This window comes from Winogradskyella pacifica (genome assembly GCF_013403915.1).
In the GTDB taxonomy this organism is placed as follows: Bacteria; Bacteroidota; Bacteroidia; order Flavobacteriales; family Flavobacteriaceae; genus Winogradskyella; species Winogradskyella pacifica.
Window position 1 is genome coordinate 174,031 of sequence record NZ_JABFDI010000003.1, and the last position, 19,929, is coordinate 193,959.

16 protein-coding genes are annotated in these 19,929 nt (G+C 34.1%); 8 read left to right on the forward strand and 8 right to left on the reverse strand.

Annotated features, from left to right (window positions below):
* Nucleotides 1-127 precede the first annotated feature (127 nt).
* From HM984_RS04235 to HM984_RS04270, 8 genes are all read left to right on the forward strand, one after another.
* Entirely contained in the window at nt 128-685 is a 558-nt protein-coding gene (locus tag HM984_RS04235) for a nucleotide exchange factor GrpE (protein WP_115809042.1), read from the forward strand.
* A 52-nt stretch (nt 686-737) separates the two neighbouring features.
* On the forward strand, nt 738-1,865 hold the full coding sequence (gene dnaJ, locus HM984_RS04240; RefSeq protein ID WP_115809043.1) for a molecular chaperone DnaJ: 1,128 nt from the start codon (nt 738-740) through the stop codon (nt 1,863-1,865).
* A 380-nt stretch (nt 1,866-2,245) separates the two neighbouring features.
* Nucleotides 2,246-3,175, forward strand: a complete 930-nt coding sequence (locus HM984_RS04245) for an ABC transporter ATP-binding protein (protein ID WP_115809044.1) — start codon at nt 2,246-2,248, stop codon at nt 3,173-3,175.
* Nucleotides 3,175-4,488, forward strand: coding sequence for an ABC transporter permease (locus tag HM984_RS04250; protein WP_179348244.1), 1,314 nt, complete (start codon nt 3,175-3,177; stop codon nt 4,486-4,488). Before HM984_RS04245 ends, HM984_RS04250 begins: the two co-directional genes overlap by 1 nt.
* 3 nt (nt 4,489-4,491) lie before the next feature.
* Entirely contained in the window at nt 4,492-5,367 is an 876-nt protein-coding gene (locus HM984_RS04255; RefSeq protein WP_115809046.1) for a mechanosensitive ion channel family protein, read from the forward strand.
* 96 nt (nt 5,368-5,463) lie between these two features.
* A complete protein-coding gene (locus HM984_RS04260; protein WP_179348245.1) occupies nt 5,464-6,627 on the forward strand; it encodes a sigma-54-dependent transcriptional regulator in 1,164 nt (387 codons plus the stop codon).
* Nucleotides 6,628-6,639: 12 nt separating this feature from the next.
* A complete protein-coding gene (locus tag HM984_RS04265; RefSeq protein WP_179348246.1) occupies nt 6,640-7,518 on the forward strand; it encodes a PPK2 family polyphosphate kinase in 879 nt (292 codons plus the stop codon).
* 1 nt (nt 7,519) lies between these two features.
* Nucleotides 7,520-8,098 carry a hypothetical protein gene (locus tag HM984_RS04270; protein ID WP_218845009.1) on the forward strand — a complete coding sequence of 193 codons (579 nt, stop codon included), beginning with the start codon at nt 7,520-7,522 and terminating at the stop codon, nt 8,096-8,098.
* Between the two features lie 138 nt (nt 8,099-8,236).
* Here the strand turns inward: HM984_RS04270 and HM984_RS04275 are convergent, their stop codons facing one another.
* The 8 genes from HM984_RS04275 to HM984_RS04310 all read right to left on the reverse strand — a co-directional run bounded on the left by HM984_RS04275 (nt 8,237) and on the right by HM984_RS04310 (nt 19,878).
* Entirely contained in the window at nt 8,237-11,500 is a 3,264-nt protein-coding gene (locus HM984_RS04275; RefSeq protein WP_179348247.1) for a S41 family peptidase, read from the reverse strand.
* 41 nt (nt 11,501-11,541) lie between these two features.
* Entirely contained in the window at nt 11,542-12,729 is a 1,188-nt protein-coding gene (locus HM984_RS04280; RefSeq protein WP_179348248.1) for an acetyltransferase domain-containing protein, read from the reverse strand.
* A gap of 87 nt (nt 12,730-12,816) precedes the next feature.
* Nucleotides 12,817-14,097: an acyltransferase family protein gene (locus HM984_RS04285; RefSeq protein ID WP_218845010.1), complete on the reverse strand. Its 1,281-nt coding sequence runs from the start codon at nt 14,095-14,097 to the stop codon at nt 12,817-12,819.
* 83 nt (nt 14,098-14,180) lie between these two features.
* Entirely contained in the window at nt 14,181-15,539 is a 1,359-nt protein-coding gene (locus HM984_RS04290; protein ID WP_179348249.1) for an MFS transporter, read from the reverse strand.
* A gap of 255 nt (nt 15,540-15,794) precedes the next feature.
* On the reverse strand, nt 15,795-16,304 hold the full coding sequence (locus HM984_RS04295; protein ID WP_179348250.1) for a nuclear transport factor 2 family protein: 510 nt from the start codon (nt 16,302-16,304) through the stop codon (nt 15,795-15,797).
* Nucleotides 16,305-16,348: 44 nt separating this feature from the next.
* Nucleotides 16,349-17,086: a hypothetical protein gene (locus HM984_RS04300; protein ID WP_115809054.1), complete on the reverse strand. Its 738-nt coding sequence runs from the start codon at nt 17,084-17,086 to the stop codon at nt 16,349-16,351.
* A 165-nt stretch (nt 17,087-17,251) separates the two neighbouring features.
* Nucleotides 17,252-17,989 carry a LytR/AlgR family response regulator transcription factor gene (locus HM984_RS04305; RefSeq protein ID WP_115809055.1) on the reverse strand — a complete coding sequence of 246 codons (738 nt, stop codon included), beginning with the start codon at nt 17,987-17,989 and terminating at the stop codon, nt 17,252-17,254.
* Nucleotides 17,989-19,878 (reverse strand): tetratricopeptide repeat-containing sensor histidine kinase, encoded by a 1,890-nt coding sequence (locus HM984_RS04310; protein WP_179348251.1) that lies wholly within the window; start codon nt 19,876-19,878, stop codon nt 17,989-17,991. The genes HM984_RS04305 and HM984_RS04310 overlap by 1 nt, the downstream gene beginning before the upstream one ends.
* Between the last annotated feature and the right edge of the window lie 51 nt (nt 19,879-19,929).

The following is a 19,929-nucleotide window of genomic DNA, read 5'->3' on the forward strand; positions in this document are numbered from 1 at the left end:
TTGATAAAACAAAGATATGAAATACTGCCTTTAAAGTATGATAAAAAAATGTTAATGACATTTTGACATTTTCGTAATAATGGCAGTACTTTTGCCAATCTAATTGAAAGTAAAAAAAGAACTCAAAATGAGTAAAAAAGATAAAAACAATAAAGTTGAAGATCCACAAGTAGAGGATCAAGCAACAAGTACAGCAGAAGGCGATGTTGAAACACAACAGGAAGCACTAAAATCTCCAGAAGAACAATTACAGGATCAATTGGTTGCAGAGAAAGATAAATTCATGCGTTTGTTTGCTGAGTTTGAAAACTATAAAAAGCGAACAACTAAAGAACGTATCGAATTATTTAAAACAGCAAGTCAAGATGTAGTAGTGGCAATGTTGCCAATTCTAGATGATTTTGAACGTGCTTTGTCGCATATTGAAGACGACAAAGAAGCTGAAGAATTAAGAAAGGGAGTCTTGTTAATTTATAACAAATTACAGAATACCTTAGAGCAAAAAGGTTTATCTAAAATAGATGTAAGACAAGGAGATGCCTTCAATGCAGATAACCACGAGGCTGTAACACAAATTCCGGCACCAACTGATGATCTTAAAGGAAAAATCATTGATGTCGTTGAGCGCGGTTATAAATTAGGAGAAAAAGTTATTCGTTTCCCAAAGGTGGTAATCGGACAATAATATTGAAATACGAATTTGCACGTTTCTGTGAAAATTAAGAATTAAGTAGTTGATGAAAGAAGATTATTACGACATATTAGGAATAAGTAAAGGAGCAACTGAAGCTGAAGTAAAAAAAGCTTATCGAAAAATGGCATTAAAATATCATCCAGATAAAAATCCTGATGATACGGAAGCCGAAGAGAAGTTTAAAAAAGCGGCAGAAGCATATGAGGTTTTAAGTAATGCTGACAAAAAAGCACGTTACGACCAATTTGGTCACCAAGCCTTTGATGGCAGCGGAGGCGGAGGCTTTGGCGGAGGTGGCATGAATATGGACGACATCTTCAGTCAATTTGGCGATATCTTTGGAGGCGGAGGCTTCGGAGGTGGAGGCGGATTTAGTGGCTTCGGTGGTGGCGGAAGACAACGTGTTGTTAAAGGTAGCAATTTGCGTATTCGTGTGACATTATCTCTAGAAGATGTAGCTAATGGAGTTGAAAAGAAGATTAAAGTAAAACGTAAAATACAAGCACCAGGCACAACATATAAAACATGTGCTACTTGTAATGGTGCAGGTCAGGTTACTAGAGTTACCAATACTATTTTAGGTCGTATGCAAACGGCTGCGGCGTGTCCAACTTGTGGTGGGGCAGGTCAAACTATTGACAAAAAACCGGCAGATGCAGATGCACATGGGTTAAAAGTTTCTGATGAAACCGTTACTGTTAAAATTCCAGCAGGTGTTGTAGATGGTATGCAGCTTAAAGTTACAGGAAAAGGTAATGATGCACCAGGTAATGGTGTTGCAGGTGATTTGTTGGTCGCAATACAAGAAGAAGAGCACGCAACCTTAAAACGCGAAGGTGATAACTTACATTATGATATGTATGTAAGTTTGCCAGATGCGGTTTTAGGAAACTCTAAAGAAATAGATACCGTAACAGGAAAAGTGAGAATAAAAATTGAACCTGGCGTGCAGTCTGGTAAAATTTTAAGATTACGAGGTAAAGGTATTCCTAGTATTAATGGTTATGGTAAAGGTGATTTGTTGGTTCATGTAAACGTTTGGACACCAAAGACTTTAAGCAAAAAGCAAAAAACATTTTTTGAAAGTATGAAGGATGACGAGCATTTTGAACCTAAACCAGAAAGCTCGGATAAATCTTTTTTTGAAAAGGTAAAAGATATGTTTTCATAAAGGGAGCCTATTTAATAAAAATTAGTATATTTGATTTATCGCTAATCTAATTAGCGGTAATTTTTCTTTTTCATAGCAATTTTTTCCCATCCTTGTCTAACCATAAGGGTGGGTTTTGTTTTTTATGACCTAATGAGTTGGTTTTGAGTCTTATTTAATGTTGTCTTGCACTTAGAAGCTTTCGTAAAAGCAATTGTGACGTTCTCATATGTCTTTAAAATTCTTTAGATTTATTAAAATTTGTTGCAGTCTGAAGCTTACTTTTCAAACTAGTTAAAGAAATATACTATAATTACCGAAATAGTAACATATTCTTATTTTAGAATCTATAACATTTAATATATTTACGTAATAACCATATCCTAAAAATTTAGTTTCATATGAATGACTTATTAGTTGCTAATTCCGTCTCAAAAAGTTTCGGAGATTTTAAAGCACTAAATCAAGTATCTATTGCTGTACCAAAAGGTAGCATCTTTGGTTTACTTGGCCCAAACGGCGCAGGTAAAACCACATTGATCCGTATAATTAACCAAATTACCATGCCAGATGAAGGTGCTGTGCTATTAGATGGTCAGCCGCTAAAGCCAGAGCACGTTAGAGATATTGGTTATTTGCCAGAAGAACGTGGGTTGTATAAATCTATGAAAGTAGGTGAACAATGTTTGTATCTAGCGCAGTTAAAAGGATTAACGAAAACTGAAGCAAAAGCAAGATTAAAATATTGGTTCGATAAATTAGAGATAGGAGATTGGTGGAATAAAAAGATCCAAGAATTAAGTAAAGGTCAAGCCCAAAAAATACAATTCATTGTAACTGTGCTTCACCAACCAAAATTATTGATTTTTGATGAACCTTTTTCTGGTTTTGATCCTATTAATGCTAATCTAATTAAAGATGAAATCTTACAGTTAAGAGACGAAGGAGCTACAGTAATTTTTTCAACTCACCGCATGGAATCTGTTGAGGAATTATGCGACCATATCGCCTTAATTCATAAGTCGAATAAAGTCTTAGACGGAAAATTAAACGATATAAAACGTCAATATAAAACAAACACTTTTGAGGTGGGATTAGAATCCTTAGATAGAGCAAAAGTGATTTCTGAAATTCAAGATAAATTTGAAGTGCTTCCAGCAACTTTCAGAAACTTAAATGATGATATTAAGTTGAATATTAAAATAAATGAACAAACATCTCCTAATGATTTACTGTCATTTTTAACCTCAAAAGCTCAGGTGCATCACTTTGTAGAAGTGATACCTTCTGCTAGCGATATTTTTATTCAAACTGTAAAAAACAACCAATAATGAATCATTTACCATTAATTATAAAACGTGAGTACTTTACAAAAGTGAAAAACAAATCATTTATTGTAATGACGTTTTTAAGTCCGTTAATAATGATTGCGCTTTTTGCAGTAGTGGCCTATTTATCGCAATTGAATAACGATAAGGAACGTACCATTTCTATTTTAGATGATACAGGTTACTTAGAAGAAGTATTTCAAAATACAGAGTTCACCACATACACTAACTTAAACGGGTTAAGTCTAGACGATGCCATTGCTTTGGTTAAAGAAAAAGAAGATTATGGTTTATTATATATTGGTAAAGCCAGTTCTCTTGATGATGTTTCAGGTAATGTAAAATTTTATTCTGAAGAATCACCTTCTTTAAGTGTCATCTCAGGTTTAGAGCTACAGATTGAAAAACGACTAAAAGAAAAGAAACTTGAATTAGATGGAGTTTCTTTAGCACAAATTGAAGCCTCTCAAACAGATATTGAAATTGGACAAGAAAGTTTTGAAGGAGAAAAGAGTTCTAAAATAGATAATGTTGTAAAACTTGCATTTGGTGGGGCTGCCGGTTATTTACTATTTATGTTTATTGTTATTTATGGTAACATGATTATGCGTAGTGTTATAGAAGAAAAAACAAGCAGAATTATCGAAGTTATTATATCCTCTGTAAAACCTATTCAATTAATGATGGGGAAAATTATAGGGACATCATTAGCCGGTATTACACAATTTGTAATTTGGGTTATTTTGGGCGGTGTTTTGTTGGTTGTTGTTTCTGCCATTTTTGGTATCGATTTAACACAAGTACAAACACCACAGCAAGAAATGATGAACCAAGCTATGCAAGCAGATGGTACGCAAGCGATGGCTGAAAACTTAATTACAGCAATAAGCAACTTACCGTTAACGAATCTTATTATAGCGTTTTTATTCTTTTTTATTGGCGGTTATTTGCTTTACAGTTCGCTTTATGCAGCTATTGGTGCGGCAGTAGATAATGAAACGGATACGCAACAATTTATGTTGCCAATTCTAATGCCGTTAATTTTAGCGGTTTATGTCGGTGTATTTACGGTTATTGAAGATCCGCACGGTACGATTTCAACGGTATTTTCGTTTATTCCATTTACGTCTCCTGTGGTTATGTTAATGCGAATTCCGTTTGGTGTTCCATTATGGCAACAAGGTTTATCTCTGTTACTTCTTATAGGGACGTTTATCTTTGCAGTATGGTTTGCAGCTAAAATATATCGTGTTGGTATTTTAATGTATGGTAAAAAACCAACGTATAAGGAACTTTTTAAATGGTTGAAGTATTAGATAATGGAGCAAGATTTAAGTGAAATAGAAGATAAAATAACAGAGAGTGGTGCTTGGCAGACTATAGTGGATTTCCTCGGGTTACACGTAAATCTTGGTACAGATATTAGTATTTCAATTTTTGATATTCTAATTATCATTACCGTCATTTTTGTTACTACTATTGCCTTAAGAATAGTTTTAAAAATCATGACCCGAAAGGTGCCTGAAGAGAACAAGGGTAAATTTGGTGTTGTTTATGGGTATTTCAGATGGCTTGTATATATTATTATACTCTTAATAACGTTGAACAGCGTAGGTGTTAATGTAACAGCAGTTTTTGCAGCTTCAGCAGCACTTTTAATCGGGATTGGTTTAGCATTACAAACCTTGTTTCAAGATATTATTTCTGGAGTTTTTATACTAATTGATCAATCCGTACATGTTGGTGATATTATTGAAATAGATGGTAAAGTCGGCAGAGTAGATGAAATTAAATTACGAACCACAAGGGCTGTTACTATTGATAATAAAGTTTTAATAATTCCTAATCACTTGTATTTAGAAAACAGTTTGTATAACTGGACGCAAAACGGAACTACAACTCGTGAAAGCGTTGAGGTTGGTGTCGCTTATGGAAGTGATGTGCAATTAGTAAAGAAACTGTTATTACAGGCTGCAAGTACAAATAAGAGTGTGCTTTCCGAACCAGAACCAGGAGTTGTTTTTACAAATTTCGGTGACAGTTCTTTAGATTTTAAGGTGTCATTTACATTAGCAGATAGTTTTAAAGCACAGTTTCCTAAAAGTGAAATTAGATTTGAAATAGATCGGTTGTTTAGAGAAAATAACGTGTCTATTCCGTTTCCGCAACGCGACATACATATTATTCAAAAATAAAATAGGTTTATGATTTTACACGATTCAAAATACAATGTAGTTTGAATCATAGCATGAGTTTCAAGTGTTAAAACCATATTCGAAAAAAATAAAATTATGCCAAAAATATTAATAATTGAAGATGAGGCTGCTATACGACGTGTATTGGTAAAAATACTTTCTGAGGAAAATAGTACCTACCAAGTTGAAGAAGCAGAAGATGGTTTAGTTGGAATTGAAAAAATTAAAAAAGAGGATTACGATTTAGTGCTTTGTGATATTAAAATGCCAAAAATGGATGGGGTTGAAGTATTAGAAGCTGTTAAAAAGATTAAACCAGAAACACCAATGGTAATGATTTCTGGTCACGGTGACTTAGATACAGCTGTAAATACCATGCGTTTAGGTGCTTTTGACTACATTTCTAAACCGCCAGATTTAAATCGATTATTAAATACGGTTCGTATTGCTTTAGATAGAAAAGAACTTGTGGTAGAGAATAAAATGCTTAAGAAAAAAGTAAGCAAAAACTACGAGATGATTGGTGAGAGTGAAGGTGTAGAACGTATTAAAGACATGATTGATAAAGTGGCGCCAACAGATGCTCGTGTATTAATTACAGGACCAAATGGAACAGGAAAAGAGCTTGTTGCACATTGGTTACATCAAAAAAGTGAGCGCTCTAAAGGCCCAATGATAGAAGTTAATTGTGCGGCAATTCCTTCAGAATTAATTGAAAGTGAGTTGTTTGGACACGTAAAAGGGGCTTTTACATCTGCAGCAAAAGATAGAGCAGGGAAGTTTGAAGCGGCTAATGGAGGTACCATATTCCTAGATGAAATAGGTGATATGAGTTTATCCGCTCAAGCCAAAGTATTGCGTGCCTTACAAGAAAGTCGCATTCAACGTGTTGGAAGTGATAAAGACATTAAAGTGAATGTTAGAGTAGTGGCAGCGACCAATAAAAATCTTAAAAAAGAAATTGAAGAGGGCAACTTCAGAGAAGATTTATACCACAGATTAGCGGTGATTTTAATAGAAGTACCTTCTTTAAATGATAGGCGAGTAGATATTCCATTATTAATCAATTATTTCTCAGAAAAGATTTCTATTGAACACGGAACTGCTCAGAAATCATTTTCAGATAAAGCCATTAAGTTACTTCAGAATTATGATTGGACAGGTAACATACGTGAATTACGTAATGTGGTAGAACGCCTTATTATTTTAGGTGGAAGTGAAGTAAGTGAAAGTGATGTCAAAGCTTTTGCTTCAAAATAAAACCTAATTATTATGAAAGATATCAAGATAGACGATTTCGAAATTTCATCTCAAATCAATATTAAAGATTTGCCAACAACATTCGATTTAGATGCAAGTGAAAAGAAAATAGAAAAGGAATTAAGAAAAGTCAGTCGCGATTTAGCAGACATCCAAAACCGAATGTATGCGCATGGAAAATATGCTGTGCTTTTTTGTATTCAAGGTATGGATACAGCTGGTAAAGATAGTTTGATTCGCGAAGTTTTTAAAGAGTTTAATGTTAGGGGAATTGTTGCTCATAGTTTTAAAAAACCTACAGATTTAGAATTAAAACACGATTATCTTTGGAGACATGTCAGAGCTTTACCTGCAAGAGGTAAGTTTGGCATTTTTAATAGAACACATTACGAAAATGTATTGGTTACAAGAGTACATCCTGAATATCTAATGTACGAGAATATTCCGAATGTAACATCGCTAAAAGATGTTGATGATACCTTTTGGGAAAAACGATTCAATCAAATAAATAACTTTGAAAAGCATATCGCAGACAACGGTACCATCATTTTTAAATTCTTTCTGAATCTTTCAAAAGAAGAGCAAAAGAATAGATTATTAAGACGTTTAAATAAGCCTAATAAAAATTGGAAATTCTCGCCAGACGATCTAGACGAGCGTGAGCATTGGGATACTTACCAAACGTGTTATGAAGATGCGATTAATAAAACGTCTAAGCCTCATGCACCTTGGTATAATCTTCCTGCAGACGACAAACCAACAGCGAGATATATCGTAGCAAAGATTCTTTACGATACACTTAAGGAATATACCGATATTCAGGAGCCAGAATTACCAGATAGTCAGAAAGCGAATATAGATTCTTATAAGCATCAACTCGAAAATGAATAGGATGAATATTCTGATTATAAGAATTCTATTAATTTGTAATATTATAGCCCCAATGTTTAGTGACGCTCAAAATAACGATGACCTTCCGTATTATGAATTACCTAAAGCACCAGAAGAGTTTACAGCAGGCACTATGGCAGCGCGTATGGTTGATGCCTTAGGATTTCGGTTTTACTGGGCTACAGATAGTTTAACGTCTAAAGATTTAGCGTTTAGGGCTAATCAAGAAGGTAAATCAACCGAAGAAACTATAATTCATATTTATAGTTTGTCTAATACTATTGTAAATTCAACTTTAAAGCAATCAAACAGCAAGGTTAAAGAGAATCTGTCTTATACAGAATTGAGATCTAAAACCTTACACAACTTAAAAACTGCTGCAGATATTTTAAGAACGAGTAAAGATATTTCACAATACAAAATTATTTTTGGTGACCGTGAAATCCCGTTTTGGAATCAAATTAATGGTCCAATAGCGGATTCAATTTGGCATTGTGGGCAAATAGCAATTAATAGACGCACAACAGGTAATCCTATGAATCCTAAAGTGAATCATTTTACAGGAAAGATCGGGTCTTAAATTGTCTGTTGCTTTGTCTTATCACGTTTCATCTTTATCTTCCTTCTTCATTTGAATATACTTAAATACGAGCCGCACTTCTAATCTTGAAAAAAGGATTACGGCAAATACCATTACTATATCTAAACCTGTTATGTGTTAATTTCCCTTTGCTGGTTGAGGAAACGGAGGAATTTTAACCTCTTTTTTAATACTTAATTGTTTCATTAATTCTTCGATGGCTTTTTCAAGCTGTGGATCTTTTCCGATAGATAATGCTTTTGCATCTTGTCTAACTTCAATATCAGGCGCCACTCCTTCATTCTCTGCAATCCATTTGTTATTTATAGGGTCAAACACAGCATTGTCTGGTGACGTTAATGAGCCTCCATCAATTAAAGCATAATGCGTTGAGGATTTTACTAAACCTCCCCAAGTTGTCATACCAATTAATTTACCAACATTTTGCTGTCTAAATACCCATGGGAAGAAATCTCCACCAGAACCCGCAAGTTCATTAATTAATAACACTTTTGGACCTAATATACCAGCCGGAAGTGTTAACGGTTTACCATTTGGTACTTCATTAGTTAAGCCAGCTCTTAAGCTACGTGTCATTAAATCTACCATATAATCATCTAATAAACCACCACCATTAAAACGTTCGTCAATAACAGCTCCTTCTTTATCTTGTTGTGCAAAGTAATATCTATTGAAAGACACAAAACCAGGACCTCCGGTATTTGGAACCCAAATATATCCTAAACGACCATTCGATAATTTGTCTACCAATCTACGGTTGTCCTCAACCCAAGTGCGTTGTCTTAACGAGTTTTCATTAGAAATAGGTTCAACAATTTCTTTCCAGTTGCCTTTAAATTCAGGTTTATCATTAATATGAAGAATGGTTTGTTTTCCTGAAGTACCATCTAAATATTCATAAAAATTAGTATCGGCTTTAATTTCCTTTCCATTAATACCTACAATATACTGGCCCTCTTTTATGTTTAATCCAGGGGCATCTAGAGGACCAGTTAAACCTGGATTCCAACTTTCAGTAGTAAAAATACGATCGATTTTCCAGTGGTTTTTGTCGGTACTCATATCAGCACCTAATAAACCTGTTGTAGATCTTTCAATATCTGGATAATCGCCTCCTCTAACAAAACTATGACCAACAGATAATTCACCATTTACCTGATCTAAAATGTAATATAAATCGGCACGATGCTTTATAAACGGAACCAATGGAGCGTAACGTTTGTAAACAACATTCCAGTCACGACCATGCATATTTGGATCGTAAAAATAATCGCGTTCGTATCTCCAAGCTTCTTCAAACATTTGTTCCCATTCTGCAGAACGATCTAAATTCATTTGTAAATTAACTTTAAGGCGTTTGCCTCCTTTGGCATCTCCTCCTTTGGTGCTGATTACTTGCCAATCACCATTAATCTGAGCTAACATATGTTCTCCATTTGTGGTAACCGAAACCGAACGCACACCAGGTGTAAATTCTTTGTTTTCTTGTTTTTCAAGATCAAATTTATGAAGTAGTGCTCCTCTATCATTTGGGACATATTCTGAAATAAACATGGATCCTTTTGGACCAGCAATGATATATCCATAATTTCTTGTAGGTATTGGTAATGCTAGTGTACGGCGACCAATATTTTCAAAATCGATATGCATTGCTTTATGGTCATCTTCCTTTTTCTCTTTGGAATCTTTATCCTCTTTCTTGTCATCAGGTCTCTCTTCACCCTCATTTTTAATGTCTTCTTCATCACTTTTCGGTTTAAAAGGAGAATCATCATTAGCATCCAAATTAATAACATATGCAGCATAGGCAGGATTGGCCGTCATAGAACTTGTATTCGCCCAACCAGAAGCAAGAGCTACGTCTGTACTGGCTAAAAAGTAAAGTTGTTTTTTATTTAAATCCCAAGCAGGTGAGAAGGAATCTGCAAACGCATCTGTAATTGGTTTGGTGATATCTTTTTCAATTGAGTAGATATAAATTTGTCTAAAGTTATTAGACGCTGATTTCTGATAGGCAATCCAATTACTATCTGGGGACCACTTTAATTCAATACTGTTACGTTCTAAATTAGTGCCTCCAATGTCAATTGTTTTAATTTTTTTAGTTTCTAAATTAACAAATCGTAAGCGCACATCATCATCAACAAAAGCAATATACTTTCCATCTGGAGACCATGTCGGGTTCCAAGCCAATTTAGATTCTCCAATAGAAATAGTTTCAGGTTTTGATAAACCATCCTGATCAGAAATCATTAACGCATAATTCTTTCTATCGGCATCAGAAAACCAAGCGATTTTATCACCTTTTGGAGACCAAATTGGTCGTCTGTCTGCTGTGCCAGAACTTTCAGTAATATTTCTAGAATCACCAAATTCTACAGGAATTGTAAAGATATCTCCGCGAGATTGCATAATGGCACGTTTTCCGTTTGGGGATAAAGATGCTGAACGGGTGGAATTAGAAACATCTTCCCATTTGGTTTCTGACCATGGAAAATCACCAACCACAGTAATTGATAATTGGGTATGTTTACCTGTTGAAATATTCATGGTATGTAAATAACCATCGCGTTCATACACCAAAGTGTCATCATTACCGCTTAGCCATTTAATGTCAGAACCTTTAAAGGTTGTAATTTGTTGCATTGATTTTGTCTTCGGATTGTAAGACCAAATATTAGCGACTAAATCGCGATCAGACAGAAAATAAATGTTTTCACCTAACCACATCGGTTGGATATCGGTGGTTTTTTCATTTGGGAGTAAAACTTCATTTTGTGTTTTTAAATCCAATATAATAAGTGGCGTATTTTGGCCTCCTCTATAGGCGCGCCATTCTTCATCCCAACGATCCATTTTGTCTAAAATCAATTGCGTTCCATCTGGTGAATACGACCCATCGTTACTCCATTGTTTTGTTAAGAGTTGCGGTGCTCCGCCTTCAACTGAAATCGTATAAAGTCGATTGTATGGTCGTGGTGCCGTTTCTCTGTTACTTGCAAATAAGATATGTTTACCATCGTTTATCCAACCTCTAACCGTAGAGCCGCTAGGATGCCAAGTTAAGCGTTTTGGTTCTCCACCGTTTTTAGAAACCACATACACGTTGTTTGTGCCAGCTCTGTTAGAGCTGAATGCAATCCAATTACCATCTGGTGAAAAGTATGGGTTAGATTCGCTAGCTGCCGTTGAGGTAATCCGTTTAGCTTCGCTAGAATTTAATGCAGAAATCCATATATCGCTTCCGTAAGTATAAGTAATATGAGTCGCACTTATATCGGGTTGACGAAGTAATCTGGTGTCTTGAGCAAATGTAACGAAACTTGAAAGTAGAAATAAAATAACGACATATGGGGTTGTGAGATGTGTTTTGAATTTCATGTGATATGATTGATTAAATTAATAAGATTGATATTATAAAGTTACAAATAACTAAGCCACCATTTGTCTTTATTGTTGGTTTTGTATTGCATATATGTTTTGCAAATTGGATATAGAGCCAAAACAATAACTATCCAAATAAGGTACACCGTAACTAAAGAATAGCCATAACCTTGTAAAATTCCTGAAGTCATCGTTTCATTATCTAGTATCATGAGTTTCCAGTCTTTTCCTGTAAGTAACAAGCCTAGAATTGCCCCTAAATGTATAACGAAAATGTGCAACATATAATAAAAGAAAGGCACCCTTCCAAAAACGAGTAAAAAATTGGTTGCTGTGTTTTTTATCGTTTCAATGAAATATAAAAAAAGTAAAGCAGGTCCTAAAGTGATTAAAAGATATGCGAGTGATGGTGGGTATTTTGTAACATTGAAGAATGAAATTACCGTCTTTTCACTTGTTTCTTGTAGAGTCCACGGCACTAAATCAGCGTAAAAATTAAATCCTCTAAGCATAAAAAAGGATATAATTGCGGATGTGCCAATATATAACAGCCATTTTTTTCTAAATGCTTTTGATGTGTCTTTTGTATAAAATTTTCCAAAGCAATAGCCTAAAACTATAACACCAATCCATGGTAAGATAGGATAAGAAAATGATACATAATGTCCTTCTGCAAAACTGAGAAACTGACCTTGATGAAGCATATACCATAATATGGATGAGATACTATCTCCTTCTTTAATAATACCATCTAAAGCGTTATGTCCAAATACAATTAGAAGTCCGAGGGCAAGTATGAGTCGTTTTGGGAGATAAATAATAATACCCAGCACAATCATACATAAGCCAATTGCCCAAATGACCTGAAGATTAATAAAACCAAAGTTCACATCAAACCACCAAAGAAAATTATTTATAAAAATTTCCACGAAAATGAGCCATAACCCCCGTGTAATTAAAAATTTTGAAAGTTGTTTTTGGGGTTTGTTTTGACCATATAAAAAAGCCGATGTACCGGCAAGAAACACGAATACCGGCGCGCAGTAATGCGTAATAAAACGCGTTCCAAATAAAATGATGTTTGTAGATTCTAAATTTTCAGGATAATTACCTGTGAATGCGTTAATATGAAAATAATCCCTTACATGATCTAAAGCCATAATAACCATGACTAATCCTCTTAGAACGTCGATGGATTCTATTCTGTTTGATTTGATTGATGACATGAGTCTTAATTTTTTAAAAATCGAAGACCTGAGGAATCATAAATATATAAATATTTGCACTGTATGGCTCCTAAAGGTCGGCATTACTTATTTATCTCGAATTATTTTTAGTTCAGGAATTTCTACCTGTTTTAGGTCACTTGTTTTTCTGCTGTATTTTCTTCCATTTAAGAATTTGCCAATAAATGTATTTCTAACAAAAAAATGATACGTCACAAAACAAATGCAACTAGTTGTTAGCATTACAAATAAAAATTTTAAGACTCCAGATATATCCCAATCGGCAATTAGAGCAGGAATTATAATCGTCAAAGGAAGGTGCAGCAAATATACCCAATAGGATGCATCAGAGATATATCGCATTCTCGCAGAATGATGACTTGCGTATCTAATAAAAAGTCCTGTGATACCAAAGATGAGTAACCAACAGGCTAAAGATCGTATACTCATAATGATTAATAAATCCAATTTTGCGGTGTCTAAAATAAAATACCATGTAAAAAGCGCGGTTCCTAATATGGTAAAAAGCCAATCGTGTTTCATAAAAGTTTTCAAGAATGATTTTGACTTATATAATAACCAACCAAACATGTAGAAAAATAAATAGAAAATAAACGTATTGAATTCCAGGATAAAACTTGTTGAAGTATTTACCCAATATTTATCCATAAAAACGAGGATTAACACGGTTAGAAATGTAAAGACAAAAAGTCTTAGGACGGAATTCTTCAATATATAATGGAACGTGTTATGAATAGACCTTGAAATCTTAGGTAATTTTTTAAACAGTAATCCAAGTAAAAAGGAAACCACAGAAAACATAATGAGATAATATAAAAACCATAAATGCATGGTTCTAGTTGGAATAAAGCTTTGTGCTGTTGAAAATTTCTCTAGTGTGTTTTCTATGACATCAGGATTCGAAGCAAATACCTCTAAAGTATAGTTCATGCCACCAACTACGGGAACAAATAAAATGATTACAAAAACCAAAAAAGGTAAGGTGATGCGATTCATTCTATTTTTAAACATTCGACGAGCACCTCGTTCATAGAATAAAAGTGCAGCAAAAAAACCTGCAACTACCATAAAAATTGGCATTCTGAATACATGAATTAGAGATGAAATCCACTCTAAGTTAGGATTGAAGTTATTAGGGTCTCTTATAGGCCAAGCTTCATAAGGTTCTCCTCCTATATAGGTTATTACCGAATGTAGCACAAGCCCTAAAAGCATCATTATGGCTCGCAGAGAATCTAATGCATGTATGCGTTCTGTTTTTTGTCTTACGGTTTTCATTTTAATCAATTGTTGTAAAACAGACAAATCAGTAATGGCTTTATCATTAGCTAATTGCAATAAGCTCAAAACACTAAAACTTTCCTGAAGTGTGTTTTATAGCTATTACTGATTCTATCTCCATTTAGTGCCTGTTTATTATAGTTGTTATTCTAGTCTAATGTGACTTGACGTGTAACTAATGTTTTGTTTAAAATTTTAAAGCTACCTACTTTTGTTCTGTGTTTGTTAAAATTGATAAATGGCATCATAATACCCATTATTAAAGGAAGTACTGCTATAAAGAGAAACACATATTCCCAACTAAAATGCGTTTTTAATACACCTAATAATGTCGCTCCTGCTGCTCGTCCCATATTAGAAATTGCCATATATAATGTGAATTGTGTCGCAGCTACGGTTTTCCAACACAGATGCATTCCTGAAGCAAAAACAGCAATACATAAAAAGGTATATAAGGTGCTGTAGATTAATATAAATCCGTACATCACGGTAGTATTGCTCCATAGATTAGTTGAAAATGCAAATACAACTATTAGGATGGTAATAAGCGTTAAATAGTACATTAGCATTTTTAGCTTTCCAAAGTAATCTACTAAGTAGCCTCCTACAAACATTCCTAAAACTCCTGCTATAATTGAAGTAATTGCAAATACCTCAGAAAAGGACGTATTTGTCCATCCCAATTCTTGTATGGTGAAAATTGGTAAAAGGGTATCTATTAAACCATACATGGTACCAATTATAAACGAAGCGAAACAAAAAATGATACTAGATGGTAATTTTACAACGCGGTATAAACTTTTTAAAATTTGCGACCAACTTCTTAATTGTGTTTTTATCGATTCTTCAACAGCTTGTCCTTTGGTCCACGGCATTATTTTTTCGCCAGGTCGTTCAGTAAAATAAATTGGTACAAACATAATTAATGCGACAACAATAGATAATGAAGCAATGGCTAGCTTAAACCCAATACTATTTATTAAAGCAGTCCCAATGACCAACGCTAGTGAAGTTCCAATGGTTTTACTTCCCCACATGAGTCCATTTGCTCTAGCTTGTTCATTGGCAGGAATTACATCAACAGCCATACCGTCAGTTGCCACATCTTGAAACGCTCCGAAAAAACTAATCAAAAAACCTGTAATCATTAGTCCAGAAGCATTATTTAGCGGATCAGAAACAAAGCCAATACTCAGAAAACTTAGTATTAATCCTAATTGCCCAAAAATTACCCAAGGTCGCTTTCTTCCCATATCGAGAAACGTAAATCGATCCATTAGTGGTGCAATTAAGATTTTAAAACTCCAGGGTATGGCAATAACACCAATAAATGACGCAATTTCTAAGGGAGATTTGCCATTCATTGCCAACCATGCAGGTATTGCAAAGAAAGTAATGCCTTCTGGTATTCCCTGAGCGGTATATAAGGCTGAAAATGAAAAATACCTAGATAAAGCACTTTCCTTTAAACTTCTGCTAAATTTTAAGTTTAGATTATATTTAGTCATTATAAAGGATGATTTAAAATGTTTTAAATATTTGAGGCATTCAATATCAGGGTAAGGTCAATCCCTTTTGTTAAACACGTAAGTGTCTTTTATCTATATAAAGAGTGCTAGGGTAATAATTGTTTTTTAACAATAAACAGGCACATCAGTAACAACAAGATTATTTACTGATCGTAAAACTTCAAAACACTAAAACCTTTTAAAGTTGGTATCGTTATTACTGATTCTATCTCCAAATAGTGCCTGTCTGTAATTTTATTGTTCTTCTATCTCTGGTAGATTATTTTGCGCTTCGATGTCTTGAAGCCCTAATACAATCTCTGTTTGATCCCACATACCAACGATTCTTACAATTTTTCCATCAACAAAGCGATAGGTTAAATGAACTGGCATGTCAATAACTTTTCCATTGCCTTTTAGTGTGCCTTGCCAATCTAACCAGACGTTAACCCAAGTATGTCCATCGTCGGTTAGAACCATTTCATAGTCTTGATCTTTCTTTGCGAATCCGCGTTGTGAATAATGGGCATCATTACCTTGATGATAAGCCTTGAGGTTCTCTTTTAATATAGGGTTGTCTTTAGTGTTAAAAAACACTTTACACGTATCTACTAGGGCGTTTACGTTGTAATTCATTGCGTTATAGTTAGCTATCTGCGCCTTTACAATATCAATTTCGGGTGATTGTTGTGTATAACGCGACTCTTTTTGTTGGCATGCTACAAACATTGAAATAGCGAAACCTATTAATAGTAGTTTTTTCATCTTATTTTGGTTTTTAAGTGCTGAGATCTATTATCTAGATTTTTTTAATTCATGCTTAATTCAGTTTCTAAAGTAAAAGCGTAACTCCATTGGTCGTCAACAGCATCTTTAAATTTTTGACGTAAAGCTTCAGCTTTAGATTTGCCATTTGCGTCTTCATATAATTTCCAGATACTTTCTTGGTCTTTATCGAGATCCGCAAAATCTTTGAAAGGTTCAGAAATAAAAAAGTCGGCATTTTCACCACCCATAACACGGTACCAGTAACCACGATTATCACCTTCTTTTTTACTTATGGCAGAACTCATTTCTTTTACAGCTTCATTAAAAGCTTTATAATCGCTGACTTTAAAGTTGGTTACCCAAACCATTCCCAGGTCCTCAAAAGCTGTTTTTTTGCTAAACTCAGGTATAGATCTTGTGGTGTTGTATTCAAAACTTTCAATATTGGGTATAATGAATTCTAACGCTGTAGCAGTACAAGCTTTTCCTGCGGCATCAGTTTCAGCCATTTCTGCCCAATTTGCCAAATGCGATTCTAAGACGTAAATATTACCTTTCCCTTGTAAGCGATGCCAAACATTCCATTTGTTTGTACCATTATTTTCTTTATAGCATTTATTCCATTTTTTTACACCTTCAACAAAAGTTGAATTATGACCAAACTTAATAGTGTACTCCGTTAATTGCATGATATTACTTTCGTCTTCTTGGGCTTGTGTTGCGGCAGGAAGCAAGAATGCAAAACATGCTGCGAATAAAATTCTTTTAATTGTTTTCATGATTAATAGTATTTAAATGGTTAATGATAAGAGAACCCATAAATTGAATTCTCTTCTCAAGTAACTGTAAATCAATTGAAAAAGAAAGTGATGTAGGACGAACTCGGGATTTTGTTATCCGAAAAGCATTATTCTCTTATCGAAGGAAAATAAAAGAAAGAAAAATTAAATAGTTTGAAGTCGTTTTAGGAGTTCATCTTTTAAAGATTTACTAATCGGAATGACTTTTCGTTCAATAACAATATGACTGTTAGCTATTTCGTTGATTTGAGATAGGTTTACAATGTAAGAACGGTGGACTCTCAAAAAATGTTTTGATGGTAATTTCTCTACCATATCTTTTAAAGTCATTACTAAGACATACTCCTTGTTTTTTGAATAGATTCTGCAATAATTACGCTCAGCTTCAATATAAAGAATATCAGTAATACACACTTTTACCATAGAATTTTGATGGCGTACAAAAACACAGTCGCTTAAAATTAAGGACTCCATGTTTTGAAGTGTTTGATCGTTGTTGGTTTTAGAAGAAATTTGGTTTACCGTTAATTCTATAGCACGTTGAAGATCTAGTTTTTTAAAAGGCTTTGAAATAAACCCATAAGGATGTGTTTGTTTGGCTCTGTTAAAATGGTCATCGTTAATATTTGCCGTTAAATAGATTACAGGGATATTATGTGTTTTCTGCATGGCTTCTGCAGTTTCAATACCATCTAATTTTCCTTTTAAATTAATATCTAGAAGTAAAATGTCTGGTTTTGTATCTTTAATATGAAGCAAAGCATCTTCTCCTCTTGGCATAATACCAGTAACATCATAACCTAATTCTGTGAGTTGAAGCGAAATGTTTGCGGCAATAATCATTTCATCTTCTACAATTAATATTTTTGTCTTTTCGATCATTAGGCTGCTGTATCTGTTAAAAAGTCAAATTCTATTATGGTACCATTTTTAGTGAATTCAGTCATTTTTCCATTGAGTTGCTGAGTGAGTAAATTAACTAGCTGTGTACCAAACCCTGTGCCTTTTGGTAAAAGTCCTTTCACTTTACCAATACCATTATCAGCAACTTTTAGAAGTAAGTGGTGGTCATTGGTTTTTTCTAAACTGATAGAAATCAGCCCTTTTTTGTCTTTCGGAAATGCATATTTTAAAGCATTGGTTAGTAGTTCATTTACAATTAAGCCAATCGGAACAGCGGTATCAACATCTAGGTCGAGATTGTTCATAGCACATTCAATTTTTACTTTGTCATCTGCATTAAAGGTGTCTAAAATACCTTCGCTGAGGTTTAGGAAATAATCTTTCATTTCTATACTTCCTAAATTTGTGCCTTGATATAATTTCTGATGAATAATCCCCATAGATTGCACTCTGTTTTGACTCGCAATCATGGCGTCTTTACTTGCTGAATCTTCCATCTGGGCAGACTGCAACGCAATGAGACTTTTTACCATTTCGAGATTGTTTTTTACACGATGGTGAATTTCTTTTAACAATAATTCATTTTCAGCATTTTTAGCGCGAATGATTTTTGTGGCCTTTTTGTTCTTGTTGAAAAAGTAGAGTAGTGATAAAAGTAACAATCCTAATAATGCAGCAACCGCAATAATTAAGCTTTGGGTTTTACTTTTTTGTTCAATTAGTAGTGCTTGGGAGGCGAGTGCCTCGTCTTTTTTACCAGTTTCGTATTTAATTACGGCTTCAGTTTCAAGGTTCGTAATTTTATCTTCAAGGATTTTTGTTGCATTCGTATTCGCTTTATCCTTATAACGTATAGCATTTTCAAAATCACCTAATTTAGAATAGGTTTCAGATAAGTCTAAATACTGTTGAATAATGCCATTTTGACCTTTTTCCTCGTAAGCTTTTACACCAACAGACAAATGTTCTAGTGCCTCTTCATAATTATTTTGCAGCAAATAAACTTGTCCAATCTCCGTCCGGAATGTAGCGCAGCGTTCTTCACCAATATTAGCTTTACATAGCTCCCAAGCCTTTATAAAATCTTTTAAAGCATTATTATAATCTTTGGCTTTTACATAAACATCCCCTCTATAAGAGTGTGCCCTAACAGGAATAAATACTTCATCTGCAGCTTTAGTTCTTACAATTTCTAAGCAATAATCAGCAGCTTTATAAGCTTTATCAAACTCTCCTAATTCACCATAACTCGTAATTAAATTAAATTGTGCGATGGCAACGGAAGCATAATTTTTTGTATTTTCTAAAATAGGAATCGCTTTGTTGGTGTATGCAATGGATTTATCAAAATCTTCCATTCTTAGATAGAGAGAGCCAAGCGTTCTATATGCATTTCCTAATCCGCTTTCGTCTTTTAATTCTTCATATATAGCGATCGCTTTAAATAAGACATCTTGAGCCTTATCCAATTTTTGGACGTTTATATAATCTATGGACAAGGTTCTATATGTGTCTGCAATTTTGGTTTTATCTTTACTTTGAATGTAGTATTCTAATGCCTTTTCTGAATGTTTTACAATGGAGTCTGGTGAAAATGTGCCATTATATCCAAACCAATTTGCTAACGTTTCATGTATGTTAGCGATGGTTTTAGGATCTTTAGTTTCAATACTTCGCTTTAGGGTTTGTAAACCAATGGCATGAAAATTATCGAGATTTTTTCCTGTATACGCATTATGTTCCATCCAAGATAGACACGAGTCAATGGAGACAGATTTTAAGTCTTCTGGAGTTGAAATATGAGATTGCGAAAAACAAGGGTATGCAATATAGCATACAATTAAAATGGTGGAGATAGTTTTATTCATAAGTCTTTAATAGTTGAGATTAAAAGACTTAGGGTGCTTTAAAGATAATAA